This window comes from Luteimonas sp. RC10 (genome assembly GCF_014192745.1).
In the GTDB taxonomy this organism is placed as follows: domain Bacteria; phylum Pseudomonadota; class Gammaproteobacteria; order Xanthomonadales; family Xanthomonadaceae; genus Luteimonas.
Map to the genome: position 1 here is coordinate 54,712 of NZ_JACHYJ010000008.1, position 13,676 is coordinate 68,387.

Consider the following 13,676-nt stretch of genomic DNA (forward strand, 5'->3'; position numbering starts at 1 on the left):
CCGCCGACTGCGCTACGCCAGCAGCGCCTCCAGCGCCGCCATGCGCACTGCGACGCCATTGCGCACCTGGCGCAGCACCCGCGATTGCGGGCCGTCGGCGACCTCGTCGGCGATCTCCACGCCGCGGTTCATCGGGCCGGGATGCAGCACGACCGCATCCCGCGCGGCCAGCCGCAACCGGCGCGCGTCGAGCCCGTAGTCGCGGTGATAGTCCTCCAGCGAGCCGACCAGGCCTTCCTCCATGCGCTCGCGCTGCAACCGCAGCATCATCACCGCGTCGACACCGTCGAGCGCGGCATCCAGATCGTGCGAGACCGCGCAGCCGGTCAGCGTGGTCTCGTCCGGCAGCAGCGCCGCCGGGCCGCAGACGCGGATCTCGCCGGCGCCGAGCGTGCGCAGCGCCTGCAGGTCGCTGCGCGCGACCCGCGAGTGCTTCACATCGCCGACGATCGCCACCCGCAGACCCGAGAAATCCGTGCCCTTGGCCTGGCGCAAGGTCAGCATGTCGAGCAGGCCCTGCGTGGGATGCGCGCTGCGCCCGTCGCCGGCATTGAGCAGGGCGGTGTCCGGCGCGGCGGCCTGCGCCAGCGCGGCCACCGCGCCGTCGGCGCTGTGGCGCACGACGAAACCGCGCACGCCCATCGCCTCGATGTTGCGGAAGGTATCGAGCGCGGTCTCGCCCTTGGTCGTCGACGAGGTCGATGCGTCGAAGCCGAGGACGTCGGCGCCGAGGCGCTGGGTCGCGCGCTGGAAGCTCAGCCGGGTCCGCGTCGACGGCTCGAAGAACAGGGTGCAGACCGCGACGCCGGCCAGACGCGCATTGCGCTCGTCCCCGTCGAGGATCGCCTGCGCGCGGTCCAGCAATGTCTCCAGCGTCGCACGCGGCAAGCCGTCGAGGGTCAGCAGGTGGCGTAGGCGGCCGTCGGCGTCGAGTTGCGCGGAAGAAGCGGTCTGGGACATCGCGGTGAGCGGGCAGCGGCGGGAGCTCGATTGTCCCGCACCCGGTGCCCGCGCGGATAGCGCGCGTCGGTCAGCGCGTCACCGGCGTGCCGGTGTCCGGCGCGGCGAGCCAGCGCTCGACGATGACCGCCGCAGCGACCGCGTCGAGTGTCGCCGCGTCGCGGCGGCGACGGCGTCCTTCGGCGCGGTCGATCGCGAAGCGGCGGGCCGCCTCGATCGAGCTTGCGCGCTCGTCGATCAGGACCACCGGCAAGTCGAAGCGGGCGACGAGTTCGCGCGCGAACGCATGCGCCCGAACCCGCGCTGGCTGGTCGCCACCATCCAGGGTCAGCGGGTCGCCGACGATCATGCCGTCCGGCCGCCATTCCTTGTGCAGCCGCGCGACCGCCGGCCAGTCGATCTGGCCGCCGTGCACATCGACGACGGCCAGCGCACGCGCGCCATGGCCGAACGCGCTGCCCACGGCCACGCCGATGCGTCGCGCCCCGACGTCGAAACCGAGCACCGTGCCGTCGCGGCGGATCGCCGGCGCGGCGGGCGCGACCTCGCTCACGCCCGACCGCCGTGGCTGACGACCAGGGTCATGTCGACGCCGATCCGGCCCGCCGCCGCCTGCCAGCGCGCGTCGAGCGGGGTGTCGAACAGCAGCGGCGCATCGGCGGGCACGGTCAGCCAGCTGTGCTGAGTCAGTTCCTGTTCGAGCTGGCCGGCGCCCCAGCCGGCACAACCCAGCGCGACGATCGCGTTGTCCGGACCTTCGCCGGCCGCCATCGCCTCGAGCACGTCGCGCGATGTGGTGACATTCAGGTCCTCGGCGATCGCCAGGCTCGAATCCCAGCGCGCCTGGCCATCGTGCAGCACGAAACCGCGCTCGGGATGCACCGGGCCGCCGGCGAGCACCCGATGGTCGCGCAGGCGTTGGTCGATGAGCACGATGCCCATCTGCTCGAACACCTCGCCCAGGGTGTACTCCGAGGGCCGGTTGACGACCACGCCCATCGCGCCCTCGGCATCGTGTTGGCAGATCAACGCGACCGAACGCGCGAAGTCGGGATCCTGCAGCGCCGGCAGCGCGACCAGCAGGTGATTGGCGAAGAACGACATGGCGGCATTCTAGCCGGCCGCGCTGCACGCCACGCGTGCACGACCTGCAGGCCGGCGCCGCAGGCGACGCAATCCGCTTCACGCAGCCCCCGCCGCCGGTCGCCAAGCTCGTCCCATGACGGTCCGCATCGGCATCTCCGGCTGGCGTTATGCCCCCTGGCGCGGGGTCTTCTATCCCCAGGACCTGGTCCAGCGCGAGGAGCTGGCCTTCGCCTCGCGCACCTTCCGCACCATCGAGATCAACGGGTCGTTCTACTCGCTCCAATCGCCCAAGAGCTGGCGCAGCTGGCGCGATGCGACCCCGCCAGGCTTCGTGTTCGCGGTCAAGGGGCCGCGTCTGGTCACCCACATGAAGCGATTGCGCGACGTGGAGAGGCCGCTGGCGAACTTCTTCGCATCCGGCGTGCTGACGCTCGATGACCGCCTCGGCCCATTGCTGTGGCAGTTGCCGCCGAACCTGGCCTTCGAGCCGGCGCGCATCGACGCCTTTCTGCGCGCATTGCCGCGCGATACCGGTGAGGCGCTGTCACTGGCCCGGCGGCGCGAGCGTGACCGGATGGCCGGCCGCACCGCCTTGCCGCGCCTGCGCGAACGGCCGATCCGGCATGCGCTGGAAGTGCGCCATGCGAGTTTCCGCGACCCCGCGTTCATCGCCCTGCTGCGCGCCCATGGCGTCGGCCTGGTAGTCTCCGACAGCGCCGGGCGGCACCCGGTGCTCGAGGATGTCACCGCCGATTTCGTCTACATCCGCCTGCATGGCGACACCGAGCTCTACACCAGCGGCTACGGCCAGGCGGCCCTCGACCGTTGGGCGCGCCGGGTCGCCCGCTGGGCGGCCGGCGGCGAGCCGCGCGATGCCGCGCGCAGCGCCCCGCGGGCGCCGCCGGCGGCCTCCGGTCGCGACGTCTACTGCTACTTCGACAACGACGCCAAGGTCCGCGCGCCGTTCGACGCCCAGGCTCTGGCAACGCGCCTGGGCCACCTTGCCCGGCCGGGCTGAGCCGGCCACCGGCTCACAGCCCGAACTGGATTTCCTGGGGCGTGGCCACCCGCACGCCGACCACCTCGACCTCGGCGCGCAGCGTGCGCCCGGCCAGCGGATTGTTGCCGTCCACGGTGATGCTGTCGCCATCGAGCGCGGTGACCGTGACGTCCAACGGCCCCTTCTCGGTCTGCGCGCGCAGCTTCTCGCCGACCGCCGGCACGGTGCTGCCGGTGAACACGCTGCGCGGCAGGCGCTGCACCAACCCATCGTGGCGCGGCCCGAAGCCGGCTTCGGGCGGGATCTCGACGGTGAACGTGTCCCCGGCGCTGCGCCCCTCGAGTGCCTCCTCCAGCCCGCGGATGATCGAGCCGCTGCCGTGCATGTAGACCAGCGGGTCATGCCCGCGGGTCGTGGCGATCTGTGCGCCGGAGGTGTCCGACAGCGTGAAGTGGACCGTGGCGACACGACGGTGTGCGATTTCCATCGACGGTTCCTGCTGGGCGATGGCGCATGGTCGCGCGGCCGCCGTGAAGGGCGCAAGCCGGCACCTGGCGCCAGGCCGCGGCCCTGCCTATGCTGCGCGTATGAGCGGCTACTGCGACATCGCCCCCGGCCATCCGCTGCACGGGCCCTACCACGACACCGAGTACGGCTTTCCGCAGCGCGAGGAGGCGGTGCTGTTCGAGCGCCTGCTGTTGGAGATCAACCAGGCCGGGCTGAGCTGGGAGACGGTGCTGCGCAAGCGCGCGGGCTTCCGCGCGGCCTACGACGGGTTCGACGTCGATGCGGTCGCCGGCTACGGCGAGGCGGACCGCGCGCGCCTGTTGGCCGACCCGGCGATCATCCGCAACCGGCTCAAGATCGACGCGGCGATCCACAACGCCGGGGTCGTGCAGCGCATGCGTGCGAGCCATGGTGGCTTTGCGGCCTGGCTGGACGCGCACGCCAACGAAGACGGCAAACGGCGCGACAAGGCCTCGTGGGTGAAGCTGTTCAAGCGTACGTTCCGGTTCACCGGTGGCGAGATCACCGGCGAGTTCCTGATGAGCCTGGGTTATCTGCCCGGCGCGCATCGCCCCGACTGCCCGGTCGCGGTCGAACTGCGGCAACGCGCCGCGCCATGACGCCCGGCGGCCTGCGCGGGCTGCGCATCGCAGCTCTCGCGCTTGCGCCTGTCCTGGCGGCGCAGGCCGAGCGCCCCGTCGACACACTGCGCCAGGCGATTCTGGACGCCGCCACCGCAGGCGCTGTCGATCCGCTGGCGACTGCCCTCTCCCCGCTCCAGGCCGGGAGCACCACGGAGCTCGACATTGCATTGGCCGATGCGACAGACGCGCCGCTGGCCGACTGCCTGGCGCACATCGTCCGGCCCCCAGGCGTGCCGCTGGCCGACTGGCAGGCCCTGGCGCGCTGGCCGGGCACCTGCGATCGCGGCGATGGCGAAGGACGCGGCGCCCACCTGCAACTGCTCGATCTCGATGGCGATGGACGTCTCGACCTCGTTCGCGAGACCTACGTCGGCGGCACTGGCCTGTTTTCGCAGATCGAGCTGATCCGCCAGCGCCCGGACGGCTTCGCGTGGCCGCCTGCGGATGTCGGCGACGCCGACGCGCGCGACACCATGACCTTTTCGATCAACGGCCGGGGTGGCGACCAGGCCTTCGACCTCATCGCAATCGACGGCCGCATCTGGATCGTCTACCGCGACAGCGCCTATGCGCAGGACATGCTCACCCTCACCCGTCCGTTCAACGCCGAGCCCGCGCAGGACGGACTGCGCGTGCGCTACGCGATGCGCCACCGGGTCGCACCGCAGCCAGGCAGCCAGCCGTCAGCGCCATCGCTGCTGGCCGCAGTCGATCAGGGCCTCAGCGCACTTGCCACGCGCACCGGCCCGGCCCCCGCGTGCCCCGAGCGCAGCGACGATGCCCCCCGCCCCTGGCATGGCGCCGGGCATTACACCTTCGAGTTCGCGGCGACATTTGCGCTGCACCACGACGGCGACTGCAGCGAGGTCACCGTGATCAACCTGCTCAACAGCGATCACCCAGCCGGCGGCCAGAGCTGCTGCATGGCCTGGGTGTACGACCGGCAGGCCACACAGATCGCCGAGATCGCACTCACGACCGAGCGCCGCCTGCTCGCGGTCGACATCGTTCCGGCGTCCGATATCGCGACGCCTTGAACGCAAACGCCCGCCGGTGCGACCGGCGGGCGCTGCAGGGACCGCACTGACTGTGGCTCAGCCCTTGACCGCGGCCTGGTAGCGGCGCTCGACCTCGTTCCAGTCGACGACGTTGTAGAACGCGGCGATGTAGTCGGGACGACGGTTCTGGTACTTAAGGTAGTAGGCGTGTTCCCAGACGTCCAGGCCCAGGATCGGGGTGTTGCCCGAGCCGATGCCCTGCATCAGCGGATTGTCCTGGTTGGCGCTGCTCTCGACCTTCAGCGTGCCGGCCTTGTCGACCGACAGCCAGGCCCAGCCGCTGCCGAAACGGCTGATCGCGGCCTTGGTGAAGGCCTCCTTGAATGCATCGAAACCGCCCAGGTCGCTGTCGATGTGCTTGGCCACATCGCCGACCGGCGCGCCGCCGCCCTTGGGCGACATCACCGTCCAGAACAGCGAGTGGTTGGCATGACCACCGGCGTTGTTGCGCAGCGGACCACGCTTGTCCTCGGGCAGCTTGTCGAGATTGGCCACCAGCTCCTCGACCGGGCGATCCGCCCACTCGGTGCCTTCGAGCGCAGCGTTGGCGTTGTTGATGTAGGTCTGGTGGTGCTTGGTGTGATGGATCTCCATCGTCTTGGCGTCGATATGCGGCTCGAGCGCGTCGTAGGCGTAGCCAAGTTCGGGAAGGGTGTAGGCCATCAGCGGAACTCCTCTTAGATGAATGCGCCATTGTCCTCCGACGGAGGTCAAACTGGCGACAAGGCCCGGCCACGATACGCGCAGCACGGGCCGGATCGGAACAACGCAGCGTTTCGCGGCGCGCGCGGCGGGCAAGTCCCGCGACGCGTGCCCGGCGCCGGTCAGCGCAGCTGCGTCTGGATCCGCTGCGCGCGGCGCGCAGGGTCCGGGTGGCTGGACAGCATGCCGGCCTTCGGGCCGCCGTCATCGAGCTTCTGCAATGCAGTCACGGCCGCCTGCGGGTTGAAACCGCCGCGCTGCAGCAGCCCCAGGCCGTAGCCGTCGGACTCGAGCTCGTTGGACTGCGAATGCTGCGCCTTGATCACGTCTTCGACGACGCCACCCAGTTCGGACGCCGCCAGGCGGCCGGCTGCGTTATTGGTGCTCGCCACGCCCTTGCGCGCGGCCTGGGCGAGATAAGCGGTACGGAACCGGGCCTTGCTGTGGCCATGCTTGACGTGGCCGATCTCGTGGCCGATGACGAAGCGCAGTTCGTCGTCGTCCATCGCGTCCATCAGGCCGCTGAACACCCGCACCGAGCCGTCGGGCAAGGCGAACGCGTTGATCTCGGGCGTGCGGTAGACCTTGAAGTTGAGATTCAGGCCGGCATCGTTCTCCCAACCCGCGACCAGGCGCGCCAGCCGCTGCGCGTAGGGATCGCTGGCAGGCGCGACCAGGTTCTCGGCATCGTAGGCGACTGCGGCCTCGGCGCCGAGCGTGGCGATGTCGGCGTCGCTGAGCGTCAGCCCCTTGACGACGTCGCTGCCGACATCCAGCGCAGTCTGGGCGCGGCCGCCGCCCAGCCCCTTGAGACGATCGAGGGCGCTCTGCGCGTGCGCGGCAGAGACCGCCGCGGCCAACAGCGAGACGGCCAGGACGCAGCGGGGAACGAAGTGATGCATGGTGCTTCCTTGTGATGGGAGGGGCCGGCGACGCGCACCGGGCCCGTCGCCGCGCGCGGATTTTCGGCCGCACGCACCTCGCCGATCAAGCGTCCGGCTGCATGCCGTCAGCGGACCTCGGCGACTTCCACCCCATCCAGGCCCTGGGCCAGCGTACGCGCATCGCCGCCCTGCGCCAGCTTGATGCGCAGGCGCACCTCGTTGGCCGAATCGGCGTAGCGCAGGGCGTCCTCGTAGGAGATCTCGCCGGCCTGGTAGAGCTCGAACAACGACTGGTCGAAGGTCTTCATGCCCAGGTTGGTCGACTCCTTCATGATCTCCTTGAGCTTGGGGATCTCGCCTTCGCGGATGTAGTCCTGCACCAGCGGGGTCCCGAGCAGGATCTCCATCGCCGCGCGCCGGCCCTTGCCGTCGGGCGTGGGGATCAGTTGCTGGGCGATGACGCCCTTGAGGTTGAGCGACAGGTCCATCAGCAACTGGCTGCGCCGATCCTCGGGGAAGAAGTTGATGACCCGGTCCATCGCCTGGTTGGCGTTGTTGGCGTGCAGGGTGCACAGCACCAGATGGCCGGTCTCGGCGAACGCGATCGCGTGGTTCATGCCCTCGCGGGTGCGCACCTCGCCGATCATGATCACGTCGGGGGCCTGGCGCAGCGTGTTCTTGAGCGCGGCCTCCCAGCTATCGGTGTCGATGCCGACCTCGCGCTGGGTGATGATGCAGCCGGCGTGGCGGTGCACGAATTCGATCGGATCCTCGATCGTGATGATGTGGCCGCTCGAGTTCTGGTTGCGATAGCCGATCATCGCCGCCAGCGACGTCGATTTGCCGGCACCGGTGCCGCCGACCATGATCACGATGCCGCGCTTGGTCATCGCCAGCGTCTTGACCACCGCCGGCAGGTTCAGTTCCTCGATCGTCGGGATGTGCGTCTCGATGCGCCGCAGCACCATGCCGACCTGGTTGCGCTGGTAGAAGCACGAGATGCGGAACCGGCCCACACCGGAGACGCCGATCGCGAAGTTGCATTCGTGCGTGCGCTCGAACTCCTCGCGCTGCGGCGGGGTCATCACGTTGAGCACCATGTCGCGCGCCTGCTGCGGCGTGAGCGGCGTCTGGGTGATCGGCGAGATCTTGCCGTGCACCTTCATCGACGGCGGCAGGCCGGCGGTGATGAACAGGTCCGAGGCCCGCTGGTGGGCCATCAGCTTGAGGAACGAAGTGAAGTCGAGGCTGCTCATCTGTGCTCCTGCGGAGCCCTGATTGGTCAAGGGTGATTCGGGAGTCGGACGAACAGCCGCGCTTGGCCTTGACGAATCACTGTTCACGAATCCTGACATCAAGACTCATTCGAAAAGTCGCTTGTCCTTCGCATGTTCCTTGGCCTGGGCGCGCGCGACGACGCCGCGCCGGACCAGGTCCTGGAGATGCTGGTCGAGGGTCATCATGCCCGACTGCTGCCCGGTCTGGATCGCCGAGTACATCTGCGCGACCTTGTCCTCGCGGATCAGGTTCCGGATCGCCGGAATGCCGACCATGATTTCCCAGGCCGCGGTGCGGCCACCGCCGACCTTCTTGAGCAGCGCCTGGGAGATCACCGCGCGCAAGCTTTCGGACAGCATCGAGCGCACCATCGCCTTCTCCCCGGCCGGGAAGACGTCGATGATGCGGTCGATGGTCTTGGCCGCCGAACTGGTGTGCAGGGTGCCGAACACCAGGTGGCCGGTCTCGGCGGCGGTCAGCGCCAGGCGGATCGTCTCCAGGTCGCGCAACTCGCCGACCAGGATGTAATCGGGGTCCTCGCGCAGCGCCGAGCGCAGCGCCTCGTTGAAGCCGTGGGTGTCGCGGTGGACTTCGCGCTGGTTGACCAAGCATTTCTGCGAGGTGTGCACGAACTCGATCGGATCCTCGACCGACAGGATGTGCGCGTACTCGTTCTTGTTGATGTGATCGAGCATCGCCGCCAGCGTGGTCGACTTGCCCGAGCCGGTCGGCCCGGTCACCAGGATCAGGCCCTGCGGCTGGTCGATCAGCTGGCGGAAGATCGGCGGACAGTTGAGGTCGTCGAGGGTCAGCACCTCGGACGGAATCGTGCGGAACACCGCACCGGCGCCGCGGTTCTGGTTGAACGCGTTGACGCGGAACCGTGCCAGGCCCGGGATCTCGAACGAGAAGTCGACCTCGAGGAATTCCTCGTAATCGCGCCGCTGCTTGTCCGACATGATGTCGTAGATCAGCGCATGCACCTGCTTGTGGTCGAGTGCGGGAATGTTGATGCGCCGCACGTCGCCGTCGACGCGGATCATCGGCGGCAGGCCGGCCGACAGGTGCAGGTCGGAGGCCTTGTTTTTGACCGAGAACGCCAGCAGTTCGGCGATGTCCATGGTGTCCCTCGTTGGTGGTCGGGCGACGGCGCAGGCCGGCGGCGACTGGCGCCTCCCGGTGTCCGGCGGCAGTATAGACCTCGCCGTCGCAGCCCCGATGCGGCCGCGTCGCCGGACTGCGCGGCGCGGCATTGGCGGCGGCTCCCTTCCTGCCGTTTCCGGACTCCTCATGCCCCAAGCCTCTGTCTTCGATCCCGACGCCACGACCGCTTTCGTGGGCGGCGGCAACATGGCACGCAGCCTGATCGGCGGGCTGCTCGCGCGCGACGCCGACCCGCGCACGATCCGCGTCGCCGATCCCAATGCCGGCACCCGCGATGCGCTCGCGCGCGACTTCGGCGTCCTGACGTTCGAGACCGCCGCCGAGGCCGTCGCCGGCGCCGGGACCTGGGTGCTGGCAACCAAGCCGCAGGTGCTGCGCGGGGTCTGCGAGGCGCTCGCGCCGCTGGCCGCGCAGGCACGTCCGCTGGTGCTGTCGATCGCGGCCGGCATCACCGCTGCACAGCTCGATCGCTGGCTCGGCGGCCGTGTCGCGGTCGTGCGCACCATGCCCAATACCCCCGCCCTGCTCGGCGCCGGCGTGACCGGGCTGTTCGCCAACGCCCAGGTCGACGCTGCCAGGCGCGAGCGCGCCGACGCCTTGTTGCGCAGCGCCGGGCCCACGGTCTGGATCGAGGACGAAGCGCGCATGGACGCGGTGACTGCGGTCTCGGGCAGCGGCCCGGCCTATGTCTTCCTGCTCGCCGAGGCCATGGAGGCGGCGGCCATCGCCCAGGGCCTGCCGGCGGCCGACGCGCGCACGCTGGTCCTGCAGACCGTGCTCGGTGCGGCGCGCATGCTCACCGAGAGCGACGAGGCGCCTGCCGCGCTGCGCCAGCGCGTGACCTCGCCCGGCGGCACCACCCAGGCGGCGATCGAGACCTTCGAGGCCGGCGGGCTGCGCGCCCTGGTCGCCGACGCGATCGCGAGCGCGGCGCGCCGCGGCGCCGAACTGTCGGCCGCCAATGACTGAGCGCCGGCTGCCGCTCGCGGCCATGCTGGCGCTGGCGCTCGTCGCCTGCGGCAGCGAACCGCCCCCGCCGGTCGTCAGCGGCGTCGGCAACACCCTCGCGATGCCCGAACGCGCCATGCTCGGCACCGCGCAAGTCGAGGCCAGCGTCGTGCCGACCGCGCGCATCTCGGAGGCCGCCGCGCGCCAGTACGGCGTCGACCGCGGCGCCGACCGTGTGCTCGTACTGGTCAGCGTCCGCGACGGCGACGCCACGCCGCCGGTGACCGTGACCGGCCATGCGCGCGACCTGCGCGGTGTGCGTCAGTCACTGGCGTTCGCAGCGGTCACCGTCGACAGGCAGGTCGAGCACATCGCCATTGCACGCGCTTCCGGCCCCGACACCTTGCGGTTGGAGATCGCGGTCGCGGGCGCCGACGGCGTCCGCACCGTGCTGCGTTTCAGCCGCGAGATCCCGCGCTGACGGCACGCAGGGGCCAGGCGCGGCGGCGGGGCCGCGCCCGTGCACGCGCCTCAGTAGCCGACGCTGATGCGCTGACGCGGGTGCGCGGGATGTTCGATCTCGTCGGCGAAGGCGATGGCGTAATCCTCCATCGAGATCGCACTGTGGCCCTGGGCGTCGACCGGCAGGCTGTCGCCGCCGACCCGGAACACACCGGTGCGCTCGCCGGGTTCGAAGACAGCCGCCGGCGAGACGAAGGTCCAGTCGAGGTCGGCGACCTCGCGCAAGGCCTGCAGGAACGCGCGGCCGGCAGCGGCCTCGGCGCGATAGGCCTCGGGGAACTCCGGGGTGTCGATCAAGGCGACGCCCGGTGCGACCTCCAGGCTGCCGGCACCGCCAACGACCAGCAGCCGCGGCACACCGGCCGCGCGAACCCCGTCGACGATGACCTGCGCGTTCGGCCCGCCGTCGAAGCGGGCGGCGCTGACCACGACGTCGTGCCCGGCCAGGACCGGCGCAAGCGACTCGCTGCGCGAGGCATCGGCGGACTGCAGGCTCAGCCCCGCCTGCGGTGGGACATCGGCGGTGTTGCGGGCGATACCGGTGACGCGGTGGCCACGCGCGAGCAGTTCGCGCGCAAGGCGCGAGCCGACCCGGCCGGTCACGCCGACAATGGCGATGCGTTGCATGGGGGCACTCTCGAAGCTGGGGGCCTGCATGCTAGTGCGCGGGCTGCCACGGGGGGATGACGCCCGTGCAAAGCAGCGTTCCGCCCCGTGACCGGCCGCCCGCCCGATGCCGATCTACGGATACAGCATCCGCTTGCGGCAGTTGCCGGCGGCATCGCATTCGTAGAGCCAGCGCTCGTGCAGGCGATAGTCGGCGCCGTACCAGAACTCCATGCGGTCGGGACGGACGCGCAGGCCCGACCAGCGTGGCGGGCGTGGCACGTCGCGCCCTTCGAACTCGCGGGCGGCGTCGTCGAGCCGCTGCTCGAAGGTCGCGCGGTCGTCGAGCTCCTCCGACTGCCGTGAGGCCCAGGCGCCGAGCTGGCTGCCACGCGGACGCGACGCGAAGTATGCGTCGGCCTCGTCGTCGCCGACGATCACCACCGGCCCTTCGATGCGGACCTGCACGCCGTGGCGCACGCGTGGCCAATGGAACAGCAATGCCGCCTGCGGGTTGTCCTGCAGCTCGCGGCCCTTGCGGCCATCGAGATGGGTGTAGAACACGAAACCGCGCTCGTCCCAGGCCTTGAGCAGCACGACCCGCGCCGAGGGGCGCCCGTCGAGGGCGGCGGTGGCGACGGTCATCGCGGTGCGGTCGGGTTCGCCGGCCGCGGCGGCCTCGTCGAACAGCACGGAGAACGTGGACAGGGCTTCGGTCAGCAGGGCGGCGCAGGGCGTGGTCATGTGCCGATCATCGCGCCGTCGCGTCGCGATGTCGAACGTCGGCGCACCGTTCGTCACTGGCCGCGTCGACGCTCGGGTATCGTGCCGCGATGGCCACCCCGCCCTCACCCGCGCAATGGTCCGACGCGCTCGTCGCGCGCGTGCTCGACGACGCCTTGCGGCATGGGGCGCGCGTGCTGGGCATCAGTGGCCTGCAGGGCACAGGCAAGTCCACGTTGGCCACCCAGCTCGCCGCCGCCGGTCGGGCGCGTGGCCTGGCGATCGCGGTGCTCTCGCTCGACGACCTCTATCTCGACCACCGTGCCCGGCAGCACCTGGCCCGCACCGTGCACCCGCTGCTCGCCACCCGCGGCCCGCCGGGCACGCACGAGGTCGCGCTGGGCTGCGCGCTGCTCGACACACTGCGGACGGGCGGCAGCGCCCGGTTGCCACGCTTCGACAAGGGGCGCGACGACCGGCGGCCGGCCGCGGACTGGACGAGCGCCGGCCCGGTCGCGCTGACGGTGTTCGAGGGCTGGTGCCTGGGCGCGACGCCTGAGCCTGCGGAGGCGCTGGCCGCGCCGATCAACGCCTTGGAGCGCGACGAAGATCCCGACGGCACCTGGCGCCGCTGGTGCAACGCCGCGCTCGCCCGCGACTACCCTGCGCTGTGGCAGCGCGTGGGCCGGCTGCTGTTCCTGCAGCCGCCGGGTTTCGAGGTGGTGCCGGCCTGGCGCTGGCAGCAGGAGCAGGCGCTGCGCAGTGCGGCGCGCGATCGGGCAGGCATGGACCGCGCCCAGGTCGAACGCTTCGTGCAGCACTACGAGCGCGTCAGCCGGCGACTGCTGCGTACATTGCCGGACACCGCCGATGTCGTGATCGCGCTGGACGCGCAGCGGCGCGTGCGCCTGCCCGGCTGATCGCCGCGCCGGCAATGACGCGCGGCGGCATCGATGCGGTGCGCCCCGCTGCTAGGATTCGGCCATGCACTGTGCTCCCAACCTCGTGCTCGTCGGTCCGATGGGCGCCGGCAAGTCGTCGATCGGCCGTCGCCTGGCAGCTCGCTTCGGGCTGGCGTTCGTCGACGTCGACCACGAAATCGAGGTCCGCACCGGCGCGACGATCGCCACGATCTTCGACTGCGAGGGCGAAGCGGGCTTCCGCGCGCGCGAACAGGCGGCACTGGCCGCGGTGCTCCAGGGCACGCGCCAGATCGTCGCGACCGGCGGCGGCGCGGTCCTCGACGCCGAGAACCGGCGGCGCATGCGCGCGCGCGGCTTCGTGGTCCACATGCACGCCGATGTCGAGACCCAGCTCGCACGCCTGGCCCGCGACCGCGCACGGCCGTTGATCGCTGGCGACGATCGCAGCGACGTGCTGCATCGGCTGGCCCAGGTGCGCGCGCCGCTGTACGCGCAGGCCGCCCATCTGCGCTTCGACACCGGCGCCTATGGCTGCGCGGAAGCCGCTGCCGCGCTCGGCCACCTGGTCGAGACCCACTGGCACCCAGCCTCGTCTCCGAGTCCGGATCCGCCGGCCGAATGAGCCGCACCTCACCCTCCACGCCCCTGCCGGGCCTGCACCACGTCGATGC

Annotated in this window: 17 protein-coding genes; 7 read left to right on the forward strand and 10 right to left on the reverse strand. The window is 70.9% G+C overall.

What is annotated here, in order from left to right; genetic code table 11:
• Positions 1 to 12 precede the first annotated feature (12 nt).
• From FHW73_RS14235 to FHW73_RS14245, 3 genes are all read right to left on the reverse strand, one after another.
• Positions 13 to 960: an aspartate carbamoyltransferase catalytic subunit gene (locus tag FHW73_RS14235; protein WP_183427419.1), complete on the reverse strand. Its 948-nt coding sequence runs from the start codon at positions 958 to 960 to the stop codon at positions 13 to 15.
• 70 nt (positions 961 to 1,030) lie between these two features.
• Entirely contained in the window at positions 1,031 to 1,513 is a 483-nt protein-coding gene (gene ruvX, locus FHW73_RS14240; RefSeq protein ID WP_345776192.1) for a Holliday junction resolvase RuvX, read from the reverse strand.
• Positions 1,510 to 2,064: a YqgE/AlgH family protein gene (locus tag FHW73_RS14245; RefSeq protein ID WP_183427420.1), complete on the reverse strand. Its 555-nt coding sequence runs from the start codon at positions 2,062 to 2,064 to the stop codon at positions 1,510 to 1,512. The genes ruvX and FHW73_RS14245 overlap by 4 nt, the downstream gene beginning before the upstream one ends.
• A 115-nt stretch (positions 2,065 to 2,179) precedes the next feature.
• On the opposite strand from FHW73_RS14245, the gene FHW73_RS14250 reads away from it, so the two are divergent.
• Positions 2,180 to 3,064: a DUF72 domain-containing protein gene (locus FHW73_RS14250; protein WP_183427421.1), complete on the forward strand. Its 885-nt coding sequence runs from the start codon at positions 2,180 to 2,182 to the stop codon at positions 3,062 to 3,064.
• A 13-nt stretch (positions 3,065 to 3,077) separates the two neighbouring features.
• On the opposite strand, the gene FHW73_RS14255 is transcribed toward FHW73_RS14250, so the two are convergent.
• Positions 3,078 to 3,533 (reverse strand): peptidylprolyl isomerase, encoded by a 456-nt coding sequence (locus FHW73_RS14255; protein WP_183427422.1) that lies wholly within the window; start codon positions 3,531 to 3,533, stop codon positions 3,078 to 3,080.
• 100 nt (positions 3,534 to 3,633) lie between these two features.
• Here FHW73_RS14255 and FHW73_RS14260 point away from each other — a divergent pair, with 100 nt between their 5' ends.
• Positions 3,634 to 4,173 carry a DNA-3-methyladenine glycosylase I gene (locus FHW73_RS14260; protein ID WP_183427423.1) on the forward strand — a complete coding sequence of 180 codons (540 nt, stop codon included), beginning with the start codon at positions 3,634 to 3,636 and terminating at the stop codon, positions 4,171 to 4,173.
• Positions 4,170 to 5,234 (forward strand): hypothetical protein, encoded by a 1,065-nt coding sequence (locus tag FHW73_RS14265; protein WP_183427424.1) that lies wholly within the window; start codon positions 4,170 to 4,172, stop codon positions 5,232 to 5,234. Before FHW73_RS14260 ends, FHW73_RS14265 begins: the two co-directional genes overlap by 4 nt.
• Before the next feature lie 57 nt (positions 5,235 to 5,291).
• Here FHW73_RS14265 and FHW73_RS14270 read toward each other — a convergent pair whose 3' ends face one another.
• From FHW73_RS14270 to FHW73_RS14285, 4 genes are all read right to left on the reverse strand, one after another.
• Positions 5,292 to 5,918: a superoxide dismutase gene (locus FHW73_RS14270; protein WP_183427425.1), complete on the reverse strand. Its 627-nt coding sequence runs from the start codon at positions 5,916 to 5,918 to the stop codon at positions 5,292 to 5,294.
• A gap of 161 nt (positions 5,919 to 6,079) precedes the next feature.
• Positions 6,080 to 6,859 carry a M48 family metallopeptidase gene (locus FHW73_RS14275; RefSeq protein WP_183427426.1) on the reverse strand — a complete coding sequence of 260 codons (780 nt, stop codon included), beginning with the start codon at positions 6,857 to 6,859 and terminating at the stop codon, positions 6,080 to 6,082.
• A 107-nt stretch (positions 6,860 to 6,966) separates the two neighbouring features.
• Positions 6,967 to 8,097: a PilT/PilU family type 4a pilus ATPase gene (locus FHW73_RS14280; RefSeq protein WP_183427427.1), complete on the reverse strand. Its 1,131-nt coding sequence runs from the start codon at positions 8,095 to 8,097 to the stop codon at positions 6,967 to 6,969.
• A gap of 105 nt (positions 8,098 to 8,202) precedes the next feature.
• Entirely contained in the window at positions 8,203 to 9,240 is a 1,038-nt protein-coding gene (locus FHW73_RS14285; RefSeq protein ID WP_183427428.1) for a type IV pilus twitching motility protein PilT, read from the reverse strand.
• Positions 9,241 to 9,409: 169 nt separating this feature from the next.
• Between FHW73_RS14285 and proC the strand changes: the two genes are divergently transcribed.
• A complete protein-coding gene (gene proC, locus FHW73_RS14290) occupies positions 9,410 to 10,252 on the forward strand; it encodes a pyrroline-5-carboxylate reductase (RefSeq protein ID WP_183427429.1) in 843 nt (280 codons plus the stop codon).
• Positions 10,245 to 10,712 (forward strand): DUF4426 domain-containing protein, encoded by a 468-nt coding sequence (locus tag FHW73_RS14295; protein ID WP_183427430.1) that lies wholly within the window; start codon positions 10,245 to 10,247, stop codon positions 10,710 to 10,712. Before proC ends, FHW73_RS14295 begins: the two co-directional genes overlap by 8 nt.
• Before the next feature lie 50 nt (positions 10,713 to 10,762).
• Here the strand turns inward: FHW73_RS14295 and FHW73_RS14300 are convergent, their stop codons facing one another.
• Positions 10,763 to 11,380: an NAD(P)-dependent oxidoreductase gene (locus FHW73_RS14300; protein WP_183427431.1), complete on the reverse strand. Its 618-nt coding sequence runs from the start codon at positions 11,378 to 11,380 to the stop codon at positions 10,763 to 10,765.
• Between the two features lie 114 nt (positions 11,381 to 11,494).
• The gene (gene pdxH, locus FHW73_RS14305; RefSeq protein WP_337244378.1) at positions 11,495 to 12,133 is read right to left on the reverse strand and encodes a pyridoxamine 5'-phosphate oxidase; all 639 of its coding nucleotides are present in this window, start codon (positions 12,131 to 12,133) and stop codon (positions 11,495 to 11,497) included.
• Between the two features lie 59 nt (positions 12,134 to 12,192).
• Here pdxH and FHW73_RS14310 point away from each other — a divergent pair, with 59 nt between their 5' ends.
• Positions 12,193 to 13,002, forward strand: a complete 810-nt coding sequence (locus FHW73_RS14310) for a kinase (RefSeq protein WP_183427433.1) — start codon at positions 12,193 to 12,195, stop codon at positions 13,000 to 13,002.
• Positions 13,003 to 13,066: 64 nt separating this feature from the next.
• On the forward strand, positions 13,067 to 13,627 hold the full coding sequence (locus tag FHW73_RS14315) for a shikimate kinase (RefSeq protein WP_183427434.1): 561 nt from the start codon (positions 13,067 to 13,069) through the stop codon (positions 13,625 to 13,627).
• The last annotated feature ends 49 nt before the right edge of the window (positions 13,628 to 13,676 follow it).